16 protein-coding genes are annotated in these 21306 nt (G+C 73.0%); 11 read left to right on the plus strand and 5 right to left on the minus strand.

The features are described from left to right. Positions 1-203: 203 nt before the first annotated feature. Positions 204-1058, minus strand: a complete 855-nt coding sequence (locus AB0D59_RS09705) for an alpha/beta fold hydrolase (protein WP_362562930.1) — start codon at positions 1056-1058, stop codon at positions 204-206. 316 nt (positions 1059-1374) lie between these two features. Between AB0D59_RS09705 and AB0D59_RS09710 the strand changes: the two genes are divergently transcribed. Next, the gene (locus AB0D59_RS09710) at positions 1375-1791 is read left to right on the plus strand and encodes a cobalamin B12-binding domain-containing protein (RefSeq protein WP_351693455.1); all 417 of its coding nucleotides are present in this window, start codon (positions 1375-1377) and stop codon (positions 1789-1791) included. A 168-nt stretch (positions 1792-1959) separates the two neighbouring features. Here the strand turns inward: AB0D59_RS09710 and AB0D59_RS09715 are convergent, their stop codons facing one another. After that, positions 1960-3552, minus strand: coding sequence for a DUF5691 domain-containing protein (locus tag AB0D59_RS09715; RefSeq protein ID WP_362562931.1), 1593 nt, complete (start codon positions 3550-3552; stop codon positions 1960-1962). A gap of 136 nt (positions 3553-3688) precedes the next feature. Beyond that, positions 3689-5044 (minus strand): SWIM zinc finger family protein, encoded by a 1356-nt coding sequence (locus AB0D59_RS09720; protein ID WP_362562933.1) that lies wholly within the window; start codon positions 5042-5044, stop codon positions 3689-3691. A 132-nt stretch (positions 5045-5176) separates the two neighbouring features. Between AB0D59_RS09720 and AB0D59_RS09725 the strand changes: the two genes are divergently transcribed. The 7 genes from AB0D59_RS09725 to sucD all read left to right on the plus strand — a co-directional run bounded on the left by AB0D59_RS09725 (position 5177) and on the right by sucD (position 14574). Then, positions 5177-6364 (plus strand): AAA family ATPase, encoded by a 1188-nt coding sequence (locus AB0D59_RS09725; RefSeq protein WP_362562935.1) that lies wholly within the window; start codon positions 5177-5179, stop codon positions 6362-6364. Then, positions 6361-8814: a DUF5682 family protein gene (locus AB0D59_RS09730; RefSeq protein WP_362562937.1), complete on the plus strand. Its 2454-nt coding sequence runs from the start codon at positions 6361-6363 to the stop codon at positions 8812-8814. Before AB0D59_RS09725 ends, AB0D59_RS09730 begins: the two co-directional genes overlap by 4 nt. Beyond that, the gene (locus AB0D59_RS09735; protein WP_362562939.1) at positions 8811-10049 is read left to right on the plus strand and encodes a VWA domain-containing protein; all 1239 of its coding nucleotides are present in this window, start codon (positions 8811-8813) and stop codon (positions 10047-10049) included. Before AB0D59_RS09730 ends, AB0D59_RS09735 begins: the two co-directional genes overlap by 4 nt. A gap of 230 nt (positions 10050-10279) precedes the next feature. Then, positions 10280-11467, plus strand: coding sequence for a hypothetical protein (locus AB0D59_RS09740; protein WP_362562940.1), 1188 nt, complete (start codon positions 10280-10282; stop codon positions 11465-11467). Between the two features lie 243 nt (positions 11468-11710). Beyond that, positions 11711-12055 (plus strand): hypothetical protein, encoded by a 345-nt coding sequence (locus AB0D59_RS09745; RefSeq protein WP_362562943.1) that lies wholly within the window; start codon positions 11711-11713, stop codon positions 12053-12055. A 428-nt stretch (positions 12056-12483) separates the two neighbouring features. Further along, positions 12484-13662 (plus strand): ADP-forming succinate--CoA ligase subunit beta, encoded by a 1179-nt coding sequence (gene sucC / locus AB0D59_RS09750; protein WP_362562946.1) that lies wholly within the window; start codon positions 12484-12486, stop codon positions 13660-13662. Positions 13663-13689: 27 nt separating this feature from the next. Next, positions 13690-14574 (plus strand): succinate--CoA ligase subunit alpha, encoded by an 885-nt coding sequence (gene sucD, locus AB0D59_RS09755; protein ID WP_351318330.1) that lies wholly within the window; start codon positions 13690-13692, stop codon positions 14572-14574. Between the two features lie 220 nt (positions 14575-14794). On the opposite strand, the gene AB0D59_RS09760 is transcribed toward sucD, so the two are convergent. Beyond that, complete coding sequence (locus tag AB0D59_RS09760; RefSeq protein WP_362562949.1) at positions 14795-15646, minus strand: sigma factor-like helix-turn-helix DNA-binding protein; 852 nt, start codon at positions 15644-15646, stop codon at positions 14795-14797. Positions 15647-15850: 204 nt separating this feature from the next. Here AB0D59_RS09760 and AB0D59_RS09765 point away from each other — a divergent pair, with 204 nt between their 5' ends. Further along, positions 15851-17539, plus strand: a complete 1689-nt coding sequence (locus tag AB0D59_RS09765) for a DUF6350 family protein (RefSeq protein ID WP_362562952.1) — start codon at positions 15851-15853, stop codon at positions 17537-17539. 378 nt (positions 17540-17917) lie between these two features. Here the strand turns inward: AB0D59_RS09765 and AB0D59_RS09770 are convergent, their stop codons facing one another. Next, positions 17918-18679 (minus strand): hypothetical protein, encoded by a 762-nt coding sequence (locus tag AB0D59_RS09770; RefSeq protein ID WP_362562955.1) that lies wholly within the window; start codon positions 18677-18679, stop codon positions 17918-17920. A gap of 364 nt (positions 18680-19043) precedes the next feature. Here AB0D59_RS09770 and purN point away from each other — a divergent pair, with 364 nt between their 5' ends. Beyond that, the gene (purN, locus tag AB0D59_RS09775) at positions 19044-19673 is read left to right on the plus strand and encodes a phosphoribosylglycinamide formyltransferase (protein WP_362562958.1); all 630 of its coding nucleotides are present in this window, start codon (positions 19044-19046) and stop codon (positions 19671-19673) included. Then, positions 19670-21241 carry a bifunctional phosphoribosylaminoimidazolecarboxamide formyltransferase/IMP cyclohydrolase gene (purH, locus tag AB0D59_RS09780; protein ID WP_362562960.1) on the plus strand — a complete coding sequence of 524 codons (1572 nt, stop codon included), beginning with the start codon at positions 19670-19672 and terminating at the stop codon, positions 21239-21241. The genes purN and purH overlap by 4 nt, the downstream gene beginning before the upstream one ends. Positions 21242-21306: the final 65 nt, after the last annotated feature.

The following is a 21306-nucleotide window of genomic DNA, read 5'->3' on the forward strand; positions in this document are numbered from 1 at the left end:
TTCGTGGTTTCGGGAAACGGGCATTCGGCCGTGTTTCGGGGGACGACGGGCGCGGGTTTGGCCTTGTGTTCGAGGAGTGTTCGAGGTTTCGGTGGGCCAAGTAGGGGGTGCCGGGCAGTCGTTGGCCGCCCGAACCGACCCGAATGCCCGACTTGCTCGGCTCGCTCGACTTGGTCGGCTCGCCTGGCTCGTCCGGTTCGTCCTCAGGCCACCGTCAGGCCGCTCGCGATCCGCTCCTCCGTGTGCGCCTCGTCGAGGGCCTGCCGTATGCCGGTCGCGACCGCCGGGTGGACGGGCAGGGCGAGGTGGCCGATCCCGGTCACCTGCACATTCGTCGCCATGAGGTCCGGGTGGTCGATCCGGGCCGTCTCGACCGGCTCCATCAGCGAGTCGAGGTCGCTCCAGAAACTGACGAACCGGGTACGGCAGCCGGGCGCGGGCCGGGTCAGCTCCTCGATGACCTCCGAGCCGGGGCGCATCTGCCGCACGATCGGGTGCGCGTCCGCGAGCGGCGCGACCCGGGTGCCGGAGTGCGGGGTGCCGAGCGTCACCAGGGTGCGGACGCGGTAGTCGCCGCCCAGCCGCTGGACGTAGTAGCGGGCGATCAGACCGCCGAGGCTGTGCCCGACGATGTCCACCCGGCGGCTGCCGGTGCGCTGGCAGATCTCCTCTATGTGCCGGCCCAGCAGTCCGGCGGCGGTACGGATGTCGCAGGTCAGCGGCGAGTAGTTGAGCGACTCGACGCGCTGGCCACCGTGCTGGGCGAGGGTGCGGCGCAGCAGGACGAAGACCGAGCGGTTGTCGATGAACCCGTGCAGCAGCACGACCGGCGGGGCCGTCCGGACCGGCAGCAGGGCCGTGCCGTCACGCGGTGCGGGCTGCGCGGGGGAGTGCCGCTCGGGGGTGAGGCCGGTCGGGTAGAGCAGCAGATGCCCGGCCAGGATCGCGGCTTCCAGCGCGGTCGATTTCAGGAGGGCCAGCGACAGGCCGGCGAGTCGCCCGGGAAGGATGCGACGGCAGAGCGGGAGAAAGGGCTCGAGTACCCCGGTGACCTTCATCGGCCGACCTCCTGTCGGCGCGCGGAGGACGGCTCTGTCCCCCGTGTGCCCTCATGGGAGGCCGAGCGGAGGTGGCGCGGGTACGACGACGGGCCGCGTCGCGTGCCCCTGTTGCCCCCGCGGACCACGCTGCGGCTCCCTGACGTGTCCCACTGTGTGTGATTTCCCCCTCGGTAACCTCCGCGAAACTGCCGGTTGCGGGATGCTGGAGATAACGTTCGTTCACTCGAGACGGGTGGCGGAACGCGCCATATGTGCGGTACTTGTCGGTACGCACATATGCTGGCGTGTTCGTTTCATGGTCATGGAGGCAGTGATGGGTGTGGCAGCCGGTCCGATCCGCGTGGTGGTGGCCAAACCGGGGCTCGACGGCCACGACCGCGGGGCCAAGGTCATCGCGCGGGCGTTGCGCGACGCGGGCATGGAGGTCATCTACACCGGACTCCACCAGACGCCGGAACAGATCGTCGACACAGCCATCCAGGAGGACGCCGACGCGATCGGCCTCTCCATCCTCTCCGGCGCCCACAACACCCTGTTCGCCGCGGTCATCGACCTCCTCAGGCAGCGTGACGCCGAGGACATCCTCGTCTTCGGCGGCGGCATCATCCCCGAGGACGACATCGCCCCCCTCAAGGACAAGGGCGTCGCCGCGATCTTCACGCCGGGGGCGACGACGACGTCGATCGTGGAGTGGGTACGGGAGAACGTCCGGCAGCCCACGGAGGCGTAGCCCGCGTTCGCGTCACGGCGGCCGGGCCCGACTCGTTGCGGCTCGGCTCGGCTCGGCTCGGCTCGGCTCGGCTCGGCTCGGCTCGGCTCGGCTCGGCTCGGCTCGGCTCGGCTCGGCACGGCACGGCACGGCTCGGCCCCGGTGGCTGGGCGGGGTGCCCCCGGGCGCTCAGGTGCCGGTCGGCCCCAGTTCCTCCAGCATCACCGCCCGCAGCCGCAACGTCGTCGCGAGCCGCTGGAACGCCTCCGCCCAGTACCCACCGGCACCCGGAGACGCGTCCTCCCCTTCGTCCGGCACCGCCAGCAGGGCGTCCAGACGGCCCGCCTCCGCGGGATCCAGACAGCGCTCGGCCAGGCCCATCACCCCGCTGAAGCTCCAGGGGTAACTCCCGGCATCCCGCGCGATGTTGAGGGCGTCCACCACGGCCCGGCCGAGCGGTGCCGACCACGGTACGGCGCAGACACCGAGCAACTGGAACGCCTCCGACAGGCCGTGCGCCGCGATGAACCCGGCCACCCACCCGGCCCGCTCCGCTCCCTCCAGCGTGCCCAGCAGCTTGGCCCGCTCGGCCAGCGACACCGCGCCCGGACCGCCCGCCTCCGGTGCCGCCGGGAGCCCGAGCAGCGCTCGCGCCCACGCGGCGTCCCCCTGCCGTACGGCGGCCCGGCACCAGGCCGCGTGCAACTCGCCCTGCCAGCCGTCCGCCACCGGCAGCGCCACGATCTCCCCGGGCGTACGGCCGCCGAGCCGTGCCGACCAGGTGGTGAGCGGGGCCGCCTCCACCAACTGACCCAGCCACCAGGACCGCTCGCCACGCCCGGTCGGCGGTTTGGCCACCACCCCGTCCCGTTCCATGCCCGGGTCGCACTCCGGCGGTGCCTCCACCGCGATCACCGGGCCGTCCCCCGTGTGGTCGACGGCCACACACGCCCCGGCCCGCACCGCCATCCGCCCGGCCAGCGCCGAGCCCGGCAGCGCGGACAGCAGCTCCGCCGCCGTCGTTCTCACGTTACGGCTCCGGTCCGACAGCGCCAGTTCCAGGAACGGCTCGTCTCCGGCGGCCAGTCCCGTGCGCAGCGAGTCGAGGAACATCAGCCGGTCCTCCGCCCGCTCCGTCGCCCAGGTCCCGGCCAGCAGTTCGCGCGCCGCCTCGGGGGCACGGGCCCGCAGCGCCGCCAGCAGCGCGACCCGTTCGGCGAACAACCCCTCCTGCCACAACCGCCCTGTCGCCTCGGTGTCCCCGGGGCCGGGCAGGCTCGCGCCGCCGCCCGGGGCCGCGCGCAGGGCGAACCGCCAGTCCTGGTTGAGCCGGGCCAGCCACAGGGCGCGCGATCCGGCGAAGGCCAGCGCGGCGGGTCGCAGGTCGGTACGGCCCCGGGCCGCGTCCAGCAGCGCGGGGAGCGTCTGCGAAGGCGCGGCGAACCCGCGTGCTTTGGCCGCCGCGAGCCACTGGGGCAGCAGCTCCATGAGGTCGGGCGAGGTACCCCGGCGACCGCCGGTCCCGGTACCGGGGCGGTCGGACAGCAGCATCACCAGCCTGCGCGCCGCCGCGGCCGGCAGCGCGGGGCGCGGGTCCTCGGGAGCCGGTTCGGGACGGCGCGCGGCCCGCGCGGGCCGCAGTCCGGCCCGTCGTCGTACGGTCGCCATGGCCGCCTCGTCCAGCAGGGCCACCGGAGCCCCCCGCCCGGGCCCGCCGGACGCGGGCGGACGCCGGTCCGTGCCCAGCAGAGCGGTGGTGACGAGGTCTTCCCAAGCGGTCACGGGGTTCCCTTTCTGCGAGGCGGTCGGGTGGTGCGGGTTGGACGGGTTGGGTGAGGTGGTCGGGTTCCGCGAGTCGCTCCGGTTGCGTGAGGCCGCCGGATCATGCGAGTTGAGCGGATTGCGTGGGGCGGTCGGGTCAGCACAGCGGCACCGCCTCGCCCTCGTGTTCCGGCCAGGCCGCCAGCGGTGTGAAGCCCCGATGGCCGCACTCGCCGAAGACCGTGACCGGAGCCCCGCCGGAGAGCGCGACCAGCCGCCACAGGCCGGGCCCGGAGCGGGCGGCGGGGGAGAGAGGAAGCGCCAGCTCCCCGTCCGCGTCGGCCAGTTGCCAGGAGTCGCCGTCCGGGACGGGTACCACCCGGCCCAGCGTCACCGGCACCGACTCCAGCCAGGGGTCCTCCCGCAGTGCCTCCCCGTAACGGGCCGCCGCCTGGGTCGTCGTCATCCCGGGCGGCCGTATCGAGAGGGGTGCGGGCGCGGCGAACCGCTCGCCCAGGGCCGCCCGGTGTCCGCCCGCGCCGGGGTAGGCGGACAGCTCCGCCTCCAGGGCGAGACCGACCGGCAGCGCCAGCTCCGGGGCGCGGCCGGCCGCGCCGTAGGAGAGGAGCAGTGCCGTACGGCCCGAGTCGGCGCCGTGCAGCCAGATCCGGCGGGTCGTCAGCTTCGCGTCCGCCGTGTCGTACTGGGCGAGGACCAGCCAGCGGTCGCGCACCGGCGGGCCGTCCGCCGATGCGGGCAGGCCGATGCGGGAACGGACCGTCGCGGCCAGACCCTCCGGAAGCCGGTCGCGGCCCAGCCAGCCCTGGTCGAGGAGGTGCAGCAGCGCGCATTCCTCCAGCAGCCGCACCGGCCAGCCGGGCCCGGAGCCCGGTATCGCCCCCAACTCCCGCACCCGCCCGGCCAGCCCGGGCGCCTGGGCGTCGACCATGCGGGCCGCCGTCTCCTCCCAGAGCCCGTACCCCGTCTGTTCGGCCGAGGCCAGGCCGCCGCGCAGCAGGTCGGTCAGACGCTGCTCCAGCTCCGTGGCGCCCGCCGTGACCCGCTCGGTCCGCCGCTCCGCCCGCCGCCGGGACGCCTCGGGGTCAGCGGCAGCCGGGGAACTCCCGCCGCCCACCGGCCGTTTGTCCTCCGCGCGCTTGCGCCGGCCCGCGATCCACTGCTCGGCCCAGTCCGGCGGCTGTGCCACCGTCGGTACCGTGTCGTCCTCGGCCGCCCACAGCAGGAGCAGCCCGAGGGCGTGTTTGCAGGGGAACTTCCGGCTGGGACAACTGCACTTGTACGCGAGCCCGGCCGGGTCCGCGATGTCCACGATCGTCTGGTACGGCTTGCTGCCGCTGCCCTTGCACAGTCCCCATACCGTCCCCTCCTCACAACTCCCCGCCTCGGACCACGGCCCTGCCGCTCCGAGTTTGCTTCCCGCCTTGCGTGACGCGGCGTCAGGAGCCAGTGCCAGCACCTGGTCCGCGCTCCAGCGCACCCCCTGCTGAGTCATGTCATCGAAGGTAGATCCCGCCACTGACAATCGGCCCTGCGGGAGCATCAGTGCAGGTCAGCGCGATTGTCAGTGGTGTGGTGCACGGTGGACACCAGATCCGAACCGGCCGAGCTGGAGGGGGCCTCAGCCATGACTGTGTCCGTGGAACCGACCGATCCGACGACCGCCGTACCGAGCCAGAACGACTCCGCGACCGGAGGCGGGGGCGGGGACGCGACCGGGGGCGCCGCCACTGCCCCCGACGCCCTGCGCCCGCACGCCGAGCACGCCTTCGCCGCCGAACTCGCGGCGCTGGCCGCGCAGGACGACCGGCCGCGCCCGGCCCGCTGGAAGATGTCGCCCTGGGCGGTCGCCACCTATCTCCTCGGCGGCACCCTGCCCGACGGCACGGTGATCACACCGAAGTACGTCGGCCCGCGCCGTATCGTCGAGGTCGCCGTCACCACCCTCGCCACCGACCGCGCCCTGCTCCTGCTCGGCGTGCCCGGTACCGCCAAGACCTGGGTCTCCGAGCACCTGGCCGCCGCCGTCAGCGGTGACTCGACGCTGCTGGTGCAGGGCACGGCAGGCACTCCGGAGGAGGCGATCCGCTACGGCTGGAACTACGCCCAGCTGTTGGCCAACGGCCCGAGCCGGCACGCTCTGGTGCCGAGCCCGGTCATGCGGGCCATGGCGGAGGGGATGACGGCGAGAGTCGAGGAGCTGACCCGGATCCCGGCCGACGTGCAGGACACCCTGATCACGATCCTGTCCGAGAAGACCCTTCCGATCCCGGAACTGGGACAGGAGGTGCAGGCGGTCCGCGGCTTCAACCTGATCGCCACCGCCAACGACCGCGACCGGGGCGTCAACGATCTCTCCAGCGCCCTGCGCCGCCGCTTCAACACCGTCGTCCTGCCGCTGCCCGAGAGCCCGGACGCCGAGGTCGACATCGTCGCGCGGCGCGTCGACCAGATGGGCCGCTCCCTCGACCTGCCCGCGGTGCCCGACGGCATCGAGGAGATCCGCCGGGTCGTCACCGTCTTCCGGGAGCTGCGCGACGGCATCACCACCGACGGCCGCACCAAGCTGAAGTCGCCGAGCGGCACCCTCTCCACGGCCGAGGCGATCTCCGTCGTCACGAGCGGCCTCGCCCTGGCCGCCCACTTCGGGGACGGCGTGCTGCGGGCCGGCGACGTCGCGGCCGGCATCCTCGGCGCGGTCGTTCGCGACCCGGCCGCCGACCGGGTCATCTGGCAGGAGTACCTGGAGACGGTCGTCCGCGAGCGGGACGGGTGGAAGGACTTCTACCGCGCCTGCCGGGAGGCGAGCGCATGAGCGACTCCGCGCGGCAGCGGACCGGGCCGCTGCTCCTCGGGGTACGGCACCACGGGCCCGGCTCCGCGCGGGCGGTGCGGGCCGCCCTGGAGGCCGTCCGGCCGAAGGCCGTGCTGATCGAGGGGCCGCCCGAGGCCGATGCGCTGATCCCGCTGGCCGCCGACCCGCGGATGCGGCCCCCGGTCGCCCTCCTCGCCCACGCCGTGGACGAGCCCGGCCGCTCGGCCTTCTGGCCGCTGGCCGACTTCAGCCCCGAGTGGGTGGCTCTCCAATGGGCCCTGGAGAACGAGGTCCCGGCCCGCTTCATCGACCTGCCGGCCACGCACACGCTGGCGTGGGAGAGGAGGGAGGAGGAAACGGTCGCGTCGCCGGACACGGAGGCCGGCGACTCCGACGCCGAGGCGGGTGAACCCGACACGGAGGCCGGTGCGTCCGAAGCCGGGGCCGGCGAATCCGACACCGAGCTGCGGATGCGGGTCGACCCCCTCGCCGCTCTCGCCGAGGCCGCCGGTTACGACGACCCCGAGCGCTGGTGGGAGGACGTCGTCGAGCACCGGGGGACCGGGGAGCGGGAGCGGGACGCGCTCGCGCCGTTCACCGCGGTGGCGGAGGCCATGGAGGTACTGCGGGAGACGTACGGGGTCGGCGGGCGCGACCGGGACCCGGTGCGCGAGGCGTATATGCGACTCCAACTGCGCTCGGCACAACGGGAGTTCGGCGAGGACGTGGCGGTGGTGTGCGGGGCGTGGCATGTGCCGGCGCTGCGCGCGCGGAGCACCGTCGCGGCCGACAAGGAGCTGCTGAAGGGGCTGCCCAAGGTCAAGGCGGACATGACGTGGGTGCCCTGGACCAACCGCCGGCTGGCGCGGGCGAGCGGATACGGCGCGGGTATCGACTCACCGGGCTGGTACGGGCACCTGTTCCGGGCCGCGGACCGGCCGGTGGAGCGGTGGCTCACCAAAGTGGCCGGACTGCTGCGCGAGGAGGACCGGATCGTCTCCTCGGCCCATGTCATCGAGGCGGTACGGCTGGCCGAGACCCTCGCGGTGATGCGTGGCCGCCCGCTGCCCGGCCTGGGCGAGACGACCGACGCGGTGCGTGCGGTGCTCTGCGAGGGCTCGGACGTCCCGCTGGCGCTGGTGCACGACCGGCTGGTGGTCGGGGACGTACTGGGGGAGGTGCCGGAGACGGCGCCCGCGGTGCCGTTGCAGCGCGACCTGGCCCGGGAACAGCGCCGGCTCAGACTCAAGCCGGAGGCGCTGGAGCGGGAGTTGGAGCTCGACCTGCGCAAGGAGACCGACGCCGGGCGCAGCCGGCTGCTGCACCGGCTGCGGCTGCTGGGCATCGGGTGGGGCGAACAGGCGCAGTCGCGGGGGAGCACGGGCACCTTCCGGGAGACCTGGCGGCTGCGCTGGGAGCCCGAGCTGTCGGTGCGGGTGGCCGAGGCCGGGGTGTGGGGGACGACCGTCGAGGGCGCGGCGACGGCCAGGGCCGAGTCCGACGCCGCGCGGGCGACCGCCCTCGCCGACGTCACCGCGCTCGCCGAGCACTGCCTGCTCGCCGGTCTGCCGGACGCGCTGCCCGTGGTGATGCGGGCGCTCGCCGACCGGGCCGCGCTGGACACGGACGTCGGCCAACTCGCCCAGGCTCTTCCGGCCCTGGTCCGTTCCCTGCGCTACGGCGATGTACGGGGTACCGACACCCAGGCGCTCGCCGAGGTGGCCGCGGGTCTCGCCGAGCGGGTCTTCGTCGGACTCCCACCCGCCTGCGCCGCCCTCGACGCGGACGCGGCGCAGGAGATGCGGGGGCACGTGGACGCGGTGCACACGGCGGTGGCGTTGCTGAGTGAGACGGCGACGGGCGCGGAGACCGGCTCAGGCTCAGGCCCCGGCCACCGTGACCTTCGTGGTCGCTGGCGGGCCGTGCTGCGTGTGCTCTCCGGGCGGGACACCGTGCCCGGGGTGCTGCGGGGGCGGGCCGTGCGGATTCTGCTGGACGAAGGGGAGCTGGGGGCGGAGGCGGCGGCCCGGCTGATGGGGCTGGTCCTCTCGCCGGGGACCCCGCCGGCCGACGCGGCGGCCTGGATCGAGGGGTTCGTCGGGGGGAGCGGCGGCGGCGGGATGCTGCTCGTGCACGACGAGCGGCTGCTCGGCCTGGTCGACGCGTGGCTGACCGGGGTGCCGGCGGAGGCGTTCACGGACGTACTGCCGCTGCTGCGGCGGACGTTCTCCGCATACGAGCCCGGGGTGCGCAGAACGCTCGGCGAGCTGGTGCGCCGCGGCCCGGGGGAGCGGCCGCAAGGAGCCGGGCAGGCCGGCGGGACACCGGGTTTCGGTGCCGAAGCGGATGCCGAGCGCGCGGACGCGGTACTGCCGGTGCTGCGGCTGCTGCTCGGCCTGGACGACACGGCGGCGGTTGACGACGACGACCTTGTGGGGGCGGGGAGATGACAGCGGATCCGACGGATGCCGGCACCGGCTACGACGCCTCGGCGCAGGAGGCGCAGGAGGCGCAGGAGGCGCAGGAGGCGCACGAGGCGCACGAGGCGCAGGAACGGCTGCGGCGCTGGCGGCTGGTGCTCGGGGGCGAGGCCGCCGACGGAACCGGATGCACGCTGTCCGGGCGGGACGCGGCGATGGACGGGACGCTGGCCGCGCTCTACGGGGAAGGGGACAGACCGCGGTCGGGGCGGGAGCGTTCGGCGGGGCTGGGGGCGTCGGCGCCGTCGGTGGCGCGCTGGCTCGGGGACATCCGGAGGTACTTCCCGTCCTCCGTCGTCCAGGTCATGCAGCGTGACGCCATCGACCGGCTGGGGCTGGCCGCGCTGCTGCTGGAGCCGGAGATGCTGGAGGCGGTGGAGGCCGATGTGCACCTGGTCGGCACACTGCTCTCGCTCAACAAGGCGATGCCGGAGACGACGAAGGAGACGGCGCGGGCGGTCGTACGCAAGGTCGTCGAGGACCTGGAGAAGCGGCTGGCCACCCGCACCAGGGCCACCCTCACCGGCGCCCTCGACCGCAGTGCCCGGATCAGCCGGCCGCGCCACCACGACATCGACTGGAACCGCACGATCGCGGCCAACCTCAAGCACTACCTGCCCGAGTACCGGACGATCGTGCCGGAGCGGCTCATCGGGTACGGGCGGGTGTCACGGTCGGTGAAGAAGGAAGTGGTGCTCTGCATCGACCAGTCCGGGTCGATGGCGGCCTCGGTGGTCTACGCCTCGGTGTTCGGGGCGGTGCTGGCGTCCATGCGGTCCATCGACACCCGGCTCGTCGTCTTCGACACGGCGGTGGTCGACCTCACCGACCAGCTCGACGACCCGGTGGATGTCCTGTTCGGCACCCAGCTCGGCGGCGGTACGGACATCAACCGGGCGCTCGCGTACTGCCAGTCGCAGATCACCCGGCCGACCGAGACCGTCGTCGTGCTCATCAGCGACCTCTACGAGGGCGGGATACGGAACGAGATGCTGAAGCGGGTCGCGGCGATGAAGGCGTCGGGGGTGCAGTTCGTGGCGCTGCTCGCGCTGTCGGACGAGGGGGCGCCGGCCTACGACCGGGAGCACGCGGCCGCGCTCGCCGCGCTGGGGGCACCGGCGTTCGCCTGCACGCCCGATCTCTTCCCGGAGGTGATGGCGGCGGCGATCGAGAAGCGGCCCCTTCCCATACCGGACACCTTGTGAAGGAGACCGCATCAAGTCAAAGAGGTCTTGTGAACCGGACATGATTACCTGTCGGTAAGGGGGGACTTGCGCAACGGCGGGCAGGGCGTGCGAGGATCGACGCCCGCGTGGCGGTCCGCGTTTCTCCGGGGCCTCGCGCCGCATCCATGCTCCGCGTCCTCGTCCCGCCGCACGGGAGGGTCCTCCCCGTCTTGACCTCGCCAGCCGTTGTGCCCGGTTCCGCCGCGCGTGTGTCGCGCACGGCGGTGGGGCGACGTGCGCTGCAACTGGCGCTGCTGGCCGGCGGACTGCTCGCGCTCGGCCTCCTCTGCGGAGGGCGGGCACAGGCGGCCGAGGGGACGCCGTCGGTGCCGTCGTTGACGGCCGTGGTGGGTCGGCTGGGCGTGGAGAAGGTCCTCCCGCACAGCGAGACGGTGCGGGAGGAGGAGAAGGAGACGCCCCGCGCGACATCGCCGAGCGTGGCACCGGCCCACGCGGTACCACCCCGCCTGACCGCGCCTCGCGTGACACCAACCCACGCGGCACCACCCCGCCTGACAGCCCCTCGCGAGGCGACGGTCCACGAGGCGACGGCACCTGAAGCAACGGCCCGCGAGGCCGCGCCCCACAAGCCCTTCACCCACTCGGCCCCGACAGGCTCCACGCTTTCCTCGGCGGCCACAGGCTCCACGCTCTCCTCGGCCCCCACGCGTTCCACGACACCCACCGCACCCGTGGCCCGCACGGCATCCCCCGCCCCCGCCCTCACCCTGCCCCACGCCTCCACACTCCCCACCGCCCCCGAGGGCCCGGTCGTGCCGGTGGTGGGCGAAACGGTTCGCTCGGTGACCGTGGCCGTCACTGTGGCCGTGACTCAGGGGCTCGGTGACGTGGTGCGGCAGGTGTCGGAGTTGCCGACGGAGCTGGCCACGCTGCCCGTGCGGTTGCCCACGCTCCCCGTGCTTCCGGCGCTGCCGGGTACGTCCACCACCCCGCCGGTGTCGGAACCGCCCGGTGAGTCGCTCCCGGTGCCGGTCACCTGGGCGCCCGGCACCACCGAGGCACGGCCCGCGGTGACGGACGGCGGCCGGCAGCAGACGTCGCGTACGAAGAAGCCGGCGGCGACCGTCGGGTCGTACGGACCGCAGGACACCATCGTCACCCTCGCCCCCGTCTCCCGGACGGCGGCGCCCACGCACACCGGCGGCCGGCGTGCCGCCCACGCCTTCGACGTCCCGAGCCACCCCGCGCCCACCGGAGACCCGGACGGGGCGCTGGGCAAGTCGGTGGTCGACGGCAGTTCCTCCCGGCACGGCGACGCCTGCGCCGTGACCTTCGACGACCGGGCGCCGCTGCGGCTCGTGGCCGGTGCCGCCGCGCGGGTCGACGCGGCCGGGACCCGGGACAGGTACCGGGACATCCCCGTCTTCCCCGGCTAGGACCGCCGGCTGCCCCACTCCCCGCCACAGACCTGTCGCGCGGGGGCGGAACAGGTCTGCCCGTCCGTCCGGACCCCTTCGGATCCCGCACGTCGGATCCCGCACGTCGGATCCCCCTGCGGAGTTCCCCTCCCGACGCTTCGGACGGCGATGTCCCCAGCCGCGCTTCCGGCCCACCGGAGGCACTCCCGGCTTCGCGGGTGCGTCACACACGCACCGGAGCCCCGAAGGACTGACGCACCCATGAAGAAGAACCTCAGCAGTCCCCTCGTCACAGCCATAGCCGCCGACGCCGTCGCACGCCGGCAGAACGCCGGCCGGGCGGCCGGGATCCGCGCCGCGCAGGCCATCCAGGGTGCCCGGGCGGCCCGGGCCGCCCGGGCCACCGCCAAGGCCCAGGCCATCGCCCGGGCACACGCCCAGGCGCTGCAGAGGCGGGCGGCCACCATGATCGGCTCCGACGTGGCCTCCGAAACGGCCTCCGCGCTCTTCACCGGCCTCGACGGGGGCGGCGGCACGGTCACCGGCACCGCCGCCATGCCCCCGGAGTGCCGCCACGCCCCACAGGCCAGGGCCTGCTCCCTCTGACTCCGTGGGGTGGCTCGGTGCGGGCGGCCGAACACCGTCGGTCCGCCCCCGCCGGGACCCCGCGGTCCGGGCCTGCCGATCCCCAGTGGGGCGGGGAGCGGCGGCCCACTCCGGGGGCTCGAGGCCCCCGGGGCGGAGGCCTCACCGGGCCAACCCCAGCCCGGTGAGGCCTCGCACATCGTTCACGAGGCGGCACGCCGTGCCACCAGAACCGCGGAAACCCGGCATCATGTGACAGGTATCACCGCTCAGGTGTGACCCCTGATTTAGAGACCCCCCGCGAGCGGCGATAATCTGCGAGACGGACATGCCGCGCGCTCGGACACCGTGTGCGCCCCCCTTGTGACACATTGCGGACGTCACGTTGCCCTTCGCGGCACGCCCACGCATCCAACGAACCGCGAGATCACTGATAGGGACGGAAGCGCGTGGACCTGTTCGAGTACCAGGCGAGGGACCTCTTCGCCAAGCACGATGTACCGGTGCTGGCCGGTGAAGTCATCGACACGCCTGAGGCGGCGCGCGAGATCACCGAGCGTCTGGGCGGCAAGTCCGTCGTCAAGGCGCAGGTGAAGGTCGGTGGTCGTGGCAAGGCCGGTGGCGTCAAGCTGGCCGCCTCCGCGGACGAGGCCGTCGCCCGTGCGACGGACATCCTCGGTATGGACATCAAGGGCCACACGGTCCACAAGGTGATGATCGCCGAGACCGCCCCGGAGATCGTCGAGGAGTACTACGTCTCCTTCCTCCTCGACCGTGCGAACCGCACCTTCCTCTCCATCGCCTCCGTCGAGGGCGGCATGGAGATCGAGGAGGTGGCGGCCACCCGTCCGGAGGCTGTCGCCCAGACCCCGATCAACGCGATCGACGGTGTCGACCTGGCCAAGGCCAAGGAGATCGTCGCCGCGGCGAAGTTCCCGGCCGACGTCGCCGACCAGATCGCCGACATCCTGGTCAAGCTGTGGGACACCTTCATCAAGTCGGACGCCCTCCTCGTCGAGGTCAACCCGCTCGCGAAGGTCGTCTCCGGCGAGGTCCTGGCCCTGGACGGCAAGGTGTCGCTCGACGACAACGCCGAGTTCCGGCACGACTGGGACGAGCTGCACGACAAGGCCGCGGCCAACCCGCTCGAGGCGGCCGCCAAGGAGAAGAACCTCAACTACGTCAAGCTCGACGGCGAGGTCGGCATCATCGGCAACGGCGCGGGTCTCGTCATGAGCACCCTGGACGTCGTCGCGTACGCCGGTGAGAAGCACGGCGGCGTCAAGCCCGCCAACTTCCTCGACATCGGCGGCGGCGCCTCCGCCCAGGTGATGGCGAACGGCCTGGAGATCATCCTCGGCGACCCGGACGTCCGGTCCGTGTTCGTGAACGTCTTCGGTGGCATCACCGCCTGCGACGAGGTCGCCAACGGCATCGTGCAGGCCCTGAAGCTCCTGGAGGACCGCGGCGAGGACGTCTCCAAGCCGCTGGTCGTCCGCCTCGACGGCAACAACGCCGAACTGGGTCGCAAGATCCTCACCGACGCCAACCACCCGCTGGTGCAGCGCGTCGACACCATGGACGGCGCGGCCGACAAGGCCGCCGAGCTGGCCCACGCCGCCAAGTAAGCACTCAGGACGAGGACAGAACACACCATGGCTATCTGGCTCAACAAGGACAGCAAGGTCATCGTCCAGGGCATGACCGGCGCCACGGGCATGAAGCACACCAAGCTCATGCTGGGCGACGGCACCAACGTCGTGGGCGGCGTCAACCCGCGCAAGGCCGGTCAGAAGGTCGACTTCGACGGCACCGAGGTACCGGTCTTCGGTACCGTCAAGGAGGCCATCGAGGCCACCGGCGCCAACGTCTCCGTCATCTTCGTGCCGGAGAAGTTCACCAAGGCCGCGGTCGACGAGGCCATCGACGCCGAGATCCCGCTGGCCGTCGTGATCACCGAGGGCATCGCCGTGCACGACTCGGCGGCCTTCTGGGCGTACGCCGGCAAGAAGGGCAACAAGACCCGGATCATCGGCCCGAACTGCCCCGGCATCATCACCCCGGGCCAGTCGAACGTCGGCATCATCCCGGGCGACATCACCAAGCCGGGCCGTATCGGCCTGGTCTCGAAGTCCGGCACGCTGACGTACCAGATGATGTACGAGCTGCGTGACATCGGCTTCTCGACCGCCGTCGGCATCGGTGGCGACCCGATCATCGGCACCACGCACATCGACGCCCTCGCCGCGTTCCAGGACGACCCCGACACCGACCTGATCGTGATGATCGGTGAGATCGGTGGCGACGCCGAGGAGCGTGCGGCCGCGTTCATCAAGGAGAACGTGACCAAGCCGGTCGTCGGTTACGTCGCGGGCTTCACCGCGCCGGAGGGCAAGACCATGGGTCACGCCGGCGCGATCGTCTCCGGTTCGTCGGGCACCGCCCAGGCGAAGAAGGAGGCCCTGGAGGCCGCGGGCGTCAAGGTCGGCAAGACCCCGACCGAGACGGCGAAGCTGGCGCGCGAGCTGCTCGCCGGCTGACGTCACGCAAGACAGCTGAGCGTTGGTAGGCCCGTCCCCGGGTGGGGGCGGGCCTACCGGCGTCTCGCTCGTCCGCGCTCGCGGGGTGCCGCTGTGGAAGACACGGCCGGGACGTGCCCCGTCAGGGGCCCGGGGCTCTGTCGAAGCGCGTCCGGGCGCGTGCGGGCGCGTCCGGGCGCGGGTGGGCGCGACCAGCCCCACCCACCCGCGCCCGGACGCACTACCTCGCCGTCGGCACCAACCTGTCCGGTCCGTTCTCGGCCGACTTCCGCAGCTTCGCCTGCAAGGCCCGCTCCCCCGCCGACAACGGCCCCAGCCCCACCTGTGCCGGTACCCCGCTGATCGCCTGCGCCGGACCGATCGGCGCCTCGTAGTGCGTCGGCGCCGTCCGCAGTGTCAGCGTCGTCGCCGCGATGATCGTCGCCGTGAAGGCCAGCGCGGACCGGGTCCAGAAACGCGTCCGGCGTTCGGAGAAGGTCCGCACAGCGGTCGGCTGGGCCGCCCGCAGACGCTCCGTCGAGGCCAGTTCGGCCAGCCGCCGGTTCAGCACGGCGGGGTCCGCCAGCTCGGGAACCCGCGCGGCGACCGCCCGCCGCGCGTGGGTCAGCCGCCGCGCCGCCGCCGGCGTGCTCGCCTCCGTCTCCGCCGCCGTCTCCGGCAGGTCGAGGCCGACACCGTCGTACAGCAGGAGCGTGCGGCGGTACGACGGCGGGAGTTGGAGGAGTGCCTCCAGCACGGCGCGGTCAGCCGCGTCGGCCGGCGGGGATTCGGGCTGGCGGTAGCGCAGCCGGAACCGGTGCCAGGGGGAGAGCGCGCACTCGTGCGCCACCGCCCGCACCCACCCGGCCGGGTCCCGGTCACGGGCCACCTGCGGCCAGTTCTGCCAGGCGAGTTGGAAGGCCCGCTCGACGGCTTCCCGCGCCAGCTCCCGGCGCCCGGTGAGCAGATAGGTCTGCCGTACCAGGGCCGGGGCGCAGAACGCGTACAGCGCGTCGAAGGCCTGAGTGGGCGTCAGGGCAGTGGACGGTACGGCCTCGTCGGAGGGGACAGGGCTCTGCGTCACCGGGTGCACCTTCCTTCGAAAAAACACATAAACATATATTGGGCGACACTTCGGTGGTTCGCCTGTTACGACGGGAAAGCGCGTGTCGTTGGGAGCATGGCCGTCGTGATTCGGATGCCCGCCCACCGACCGCCGTCGGCACCTCCGTCGCGACCGTCGCGCCCGCCGCTTCTGCCGCTCCTGCTCACCCGGTTGCGCGACCGTTCCCCCGGGATGGCCGCGAGCCTCCTGGGCGGCGCGATCGCGGCCGGGCTCGGACTCGCCTGTTTCTCCGTGCTGGTGATGGCGCTGTGGGTCAGTTCGCCGTATCCCGACAGCGGACCGAGCGGTGCGCTGCATCTCGCGGCGGCGCTGTGGTTCCTCGCCCACGGGGTCGAACTGGTCCGCACCGACACCCTGTCCGGGGTGCCGGCCCCGGTCGGGGTGACGCCGTTGCTGCTGCTCGTGCTGCCGGTGCTGCTGGTGTACCGGGGGGCGCGGGAGGCGGTGGACGCCCCGGAACACGACGGCGACGGCGCCGACGCACCGCCGCCGGTCCGGGCCCGTACGGCCTGGACCGGGGTCGTGACCGGTTACCTGGGCGTCGGCGGCTGCGCCGCGTTGTACGCGTCCGGCGGTGAACTGCGTCCCGAGTGGGGATGGGTGGCGGTGTGTCTGCCGCTGCTCGCGGCGGGCGCGGCGGGCGCCGGGGTGTGGACGGCGTACGGCCGTCCGCGCGAGCCACTGCTGAGTCTGGCGGTGCTGCTCCCGGGGCCGGTACGGCGACGGCTCCTCGGCCGGGACACCCGGGTGCGGTGGGGTACGGCCGTCCGAGCCTCCCTGGCCGGGGTGACCGTGTTCTTCGGGGGCGGGACGGTGCTGCTCGCGGTGGAGCTGGTGGCGCACGGTGACGCGGCCCGGGCGTCGTTCCTGCAACTGACGGAGGGGTGGACGGGCCGGTTCGCGGTCCTGCTGCTCTGCGTCTCGCTGATCCCGAACGCGGCGGTCTGGTCGGCGTCGTACGCCGTCGGCCCCGGCTTCGCGCTCGGCGCCGGTCATGTCGTGAACCCCCTGACCGCCGACCCGGCCCCGCTCCTGCCGCCCTTTCCGCTGCTCGCGGCCGTGCCGGCGGACGGGCCGGGCGCGCCGGTGAACTGGCTGGCCGGGGCGGTGCCGATGGCGGCCGGGGTGACGATGGCGTGGTTCGTGGTGGGCAGGGCGGCCAGACGGCGCTGGCCGGCCGGGCGTACGGCCGGGGTGATGACACTGGCGGCACTGCTGTGCGCGCTGCTGCTCGCGGCCCTGGCCGAGTTGGCGGGCGGCCCCCTGGGTGTCGCGGCGCTCGCCCGTTTCGGCCCGGTCTGGTGGCAGACGGGAGCGGCGACCTGCGCCTGGCTCCTCGGGGCGGGCGTCCCGGCGGCCCTCGCACTGCGGGCCTGCCGCGGGCTGGGTCCGGCCTCGCTCGCGGCATGGCTGGGCTTCGGCAAGCAGCAGCCGGGGGAGGAGCCGCCGACGGAGAAGAAGAGCGAGTCCCCGGCCCCGGCCCCGGCGGCCGTCATCCTGCCCGACCAGGGCGACGGCGACACGTACGAGGCGCTGCCCGCAGAGCCGTACGAGATGGTGCCGGCCACCCCGCCACCGCCCGACACCTGGCAGGAGGAGACAGCACGCAAGGCCCGCTGGGCGGCACTACGAGAGGCATCCGAACCATCGCGCAGCCCGAAGGGAACCCGATCCTCGGAGACTCCGGACGGACCCCGACCGCCGGACAGCCCGGACGGAACCCGGCCATTGGAGAGCCCGGGCGGAACCCGACCATCGGAGAGCCCGGACGGAACCCGATCGGGCGACGGCCCGGACGGAACCCGATCCCCGGACGGCCCGGGCGGAACCCGACCATCGGACAGCCCGGACGTAACCTGACCGCCCATCAGCGAGTTCGGACATCTCCCGGCCGCCGGTCAGCAGGTCCGGACCGCTATGGCCGCTCTCGGCTGTCTTGCCGACGCCCGCGGCCGTCCCCGGCTGCTCCCCGTCGTCCCGTCAATGGTCCTCGGCCTTGCCCCTGATCGCCATCGGTCGTCCCGTCAGCAGCCCCTGGCCGTCCCCGGCCGTCACCCTGGCCGCCCCCCGCCGTCCCGTCAGTGGTCCTCGGCCTTGCCCCTGATCGCCATCGGTCGTCCCGTCAGGAGCCCCTGGCCATCCCCGGCCGTCACCCTGGCCGCCCCCGGCCGTCCCGTCAGCAGCCCCCAGCCGTCCCCAGCCGCCCCGGCCACCCCGGCCGCCACCCCGCCCCTTCCCTCAGTTGTTCGTGGTGCCCAGGATGGTGCGGAGTTCCTGTGGGAGCAGGTGGTCGCAGGACTGCTTGGCCTCGCTGGTGAGGGCGTCGCTGACGCAGGTGTAGTAGTCGCGGTAGACCATCTGGGCCGTGAAGGTCGCCGCCACCAGGGCCAGGGCCAGCGACGCCGTGACCAGGCCGCTGATCGCCGCCGTCGTCTGCGGTCGGCCGACGGTGGCGTTGGCGTTGGCGTTGGCCGCGGCCTCCTCGGGGCTGCGCGGCTTGGCGCGGAGCGCGCTGACACCCCAGTAGATGCCCAGCGCGCCCAGCAGCAGTGCCACGTAGGGCCAGCCGAAGAGGGCGAAGAGGAAGCCCCACATACCGCTCAGCAGGGCGTACCGCGCCCGGCGCTGGGCCGGGTCCGTCGGGTCGAAGCGCATGCCCGGGCCGCCGGGGCCGCCCTGACCGCCGCCGCCCGGGCCGCTCTCCTCGGGACGCTGGCCGAAGCCCCCGGACTGCCGGCCGGGCTGACGGTCGCTCCACTGGCTGCCCCAGGGCGATTCCTGGTCGCCGTCACCGGCCGGGCGGCGCGGCTGCCACGGCTTGTCCGGCGTGCCCTCCGGCGGTGGGGCGAAGGGGTTGTCGTCCTGCTGGTCACCCTTCGGCCGGTCCGAGGGTGCCTCCGGCGGCGAGGCCGGCCGCTCCCGCAACAGCACGGCGAAACGCGGCCCTCCCTGCACCGACTGCGGGGGGAGCATGCGAAGTCCCAGGCTGCGGTCCGGCATCAAGTGAGCGTCTTCCCCTAGATCAAGATGAACAGAGCAGATGGATACACGACTGACTGTCTTACGGATACGACTGCGTGGATACAGCTGATGGCTACGGCTGATCGCTACAGCGGACGAAACGGCTGGTTACTTCGTGAACGCGTCGTATCCCGGACGCGTTCCCGCCTCGGTACCTCCCAGACGCTACCTTCCGGCCACGCCCCCGTCCCGTGGGGGCCGTCCGGTGTGCCGGTATCGTTGCTGACGGTCGGCCGCTTCGTAGACTTCCCCGTATCCCGGGGCGTGAAGCACTCGTACGAATGTACAAAGCGTGTGCGAGTCCGGCCGCCGTACCGACGCTTCCCCGAGAAAGGGCCCCACCGTGGCCGCCAAGCCCGTGGCCAAGCGCCTCGTCGTGCTGGTCTCCGGATCCGGCACCAACCTCCAGGCGCTCCTCGACGCGATCACCGAGACCGGTGTCGAGGCCTACGGCGCCGAGGTCGTCGCCGTCGGTGCCGACCGGGACGGCATCGAGGGCCTCGCGCGTGCCGAGCGCGCCGGGATCGCGACCTTCGTGACCAGGGTGAAGGACTTCGGGACCCGGGAGGAGTGGGACAAGGCGCTGGCCGAGGCCGTGGCCGTCCACGCGCCCGACCTCGTCGTCTCCGCCGGGTTCATGAAGATCCTCGGGAAGGAGTTCCTGGCGCGGTTCGGCGGGCGGACCGTGAACACACACCCCGCCCTGCTGCCCAGTTTCCCCGGGGCCCACGGCGTACGGGACGCGCTCGCGTACGGCGCCAAGGTCACCGGCTGCACCGTCCACTTCGTCGACGACGGCGTCGACACCGGGCCGATCATCGCTCAGGGCGCGGTGGCGGTCCGGGACGAGGACGACGAGAGCGCTCTGCACGAGCGCATCAAGGAAGTCGAGCGAAGCCTGCTCGTCGAGGTCGTGGGGCGGATCGCTCGCAACGGCCATCGCATTGAGGGACGAAAGGTAGTTATCCAGTGACCGCCACCGCCGAGAGCAACAAGCGGCCCATCCGGCGCGCGCTCGTCAGCGTCTACGACAAGACCGGGCTCGAGGAGCTCGCCCGCGGACTGCACGAGGCAGGTGTCGCACTCGTCTCCACCGGCTCCACCGCCTCCCGCATCGCCGCCGCCGGCGTCCCCGTGACCAAGGTCGAGGAGCTCACCGGCTTCCCGGAGTGCCTGGACGGCCGGGTCAAGACCCTGCACCCCAAGGTCCACGCCGGCATCCTCGCCGACCTGCGCCTGGAGGACCACCGGCAGCAGCTCGAAGAGCTCGGTGTCGAGCCGTTCGACCTCGTGGTCAGCAACCTCTATCCGTTCCGTGAGACCGTCGCCTCCGGTGCCACACCCGACGAGTGCGTCGAGCAGATCGACATCGGCGGTCCGTCGATGGTGCGCGCCGCCGCCAAGAACCACCCCTCGGTCGCGATCGTCACCAGCCCCGCACGGTACGCCGACGTCCTCGCGGCCGTGCAGAACGGCGGCTTCGACCTCGCCACCCGCAAGCGGCTCGCCGCCGAGGCCTTCCAGCACACCGCGTCGTACGACGTGGCGGTCGCGAGCTGGTTCGCCTCCGAGTACGCGCCCGTCGACGAGTCGCGGTTCCCGGACTTCCTGGGCGCCACCTGGGAGCGCGAGAACACCCTGCGCTACGGCGAGAACCCGCACCAGCCCGCCGCCCTCTACGTCGACGCCAGTGGCGGTGGCCTCGCGAAGGCCGAGCAGCTGCACGGCAAGGAGATGTCGTACAACAACTACACGGACACGGACGCCGCGCGCCGTGCCGCGTACGACCACGACGAGCCCTGCGTCGCGATCATCAAGCACGCCAACCCCTGTGGCATCGCGATCGGTCCGGACGTCGCCGAGGCGCACCGCAAGGCACACGCCTGCGACCCGCTGTCCGCGTTCGGCGGGGTCATCGCCGTGAACCGGCCGGTCAGCAAGGAGATGGCCGAGCAGGTCGCGGAGATCTTCACCGAGGTCATCGTGGCGCCCGACTACGAGGAGGGGGCCCTGGAGGCCCTCGCCAAGAAGAAGAACATCCGGGTGCTGAAGGCGCCGGGCGCCCCCGCCAACCAGGTCGAGGTCAAGCCCGTCGACGGCGGTGTGCTGCTCCAGGTCACCGACCGGCTCCAGGCCGACGGCGACGACCCGGCGAACTGGACCCTGGCCACCGGCGAGGCGCTGAGCCCCGAGGAGCTGCGGGAACTCGCCTTCGCGTGGAAGGCCTGCCGGGCCGTGAAGTCCAACGCCATCCTGCTCGCCAAGGACGGTGCCTCGGTCGGTGTCGGCATGGGCCAGGTCAACCGCGTCGACTCCGCGAAGCTCGCCGTCGAGCGGGCCGGGGAGGAACGGGCGCGCGGCTCCTACGCCGCCTCCGACGCGTTCTTCCCCTTCCCCGACGGCCTGGAGATCCTCACCGCGGCCGGCGTGAAGGCCGTGGCGCAGCCGGGCGGTTCGGTCCGTGACGAACTCGTCGTCGAGGCCGCGAAGAAGGCGGGCGTGACGATGTACTTCACCGGGACGCGGCACTTCTTCCACTGAGATCGCGCGATCAACGGTCGCGGGACCGAACACCAGGGCCGTGTCCCCCAGCGCGGGGGACACGG

The sequence above is a fragment of the Streptomyces sp. NPDC048417 genome (genome assembly GCF_040651615.1).
GTDB lineage: Bacteria > Actinomycetota > Actinomycetes > Streptomycetales > Streptomycetaceae > Streptomyces.

Coding starts and splice junctions, on each gene's coding strand:
- AB0D59_RS09710 (WP_351693455.1), top strand. CDS start 1,375: ATGGGTGTGGCAGCCGGTCCGATCCGCGTGGTGGTGGCCAAACCGGGG.
- sucD (WP_351318330.1), top strand. CDS start 13,690: ATGGCTATCTGGCTCAACAAGGACAGCAAGGTCATCGTCCAGGGCATG.
- AB0D59_RS09770 (WP_362562955.1), bottom strand. CDS start 18,679: ATGCCGGACCGCAGCCTGGGACTTCGCATGCTCCCCCCGCAGTCGGTG.
- AB0D59_RS09705 (WP_362562930.1), bottom strand. CDS start 1,058: ATGAAGGTCACCGGGGTACTCGAGCCCTTTCTCCCGCTCTGCCGTCGC.
- AB0D59_RS09745 (WP_362562943.1), top strand. CDS start 11,711: ATGAAGAAGAACCTCAGCAGTCCCCTCGTCACAGCCATAGCCGCCGAC.
- AB0D59_RS09765 (WP_362562952.1), top strand. CDS start 15,851: ATGGCCGCGAGCCTCCTGGGCGGCGCGATCGCGGCCGGGCTCGGACTC.
- AB0D59_RS09730 (WP_362562937.1), top strand. CDS start 6,361: ATGAGCGACTCCGCGCGGCAGCGGACCGGGCCGCTGCTCCTCGGGGTA.
- AB0D59_RS09725 (WP_362562935.1), top strand. CDS start 5,177: ATGACTGTGTCCGTGGAACCGACCGATCCGACGACCGCCGTACCGAGC.
- AB0D59_RS09720 (WP_362562933.1), bottom strand. CDS start 5,044: ATGACTCAGCAGGGGGTGCGCTGGAGCGCGGACCAGGTGCTGGCACTG.
- AB0D59_RS09735 (WP_362562939.1), top strand. CDS start 8,811: ATGACAGCGGATCCGACGGATGCCGGCACCGGCTACGACGCCTCGGCG.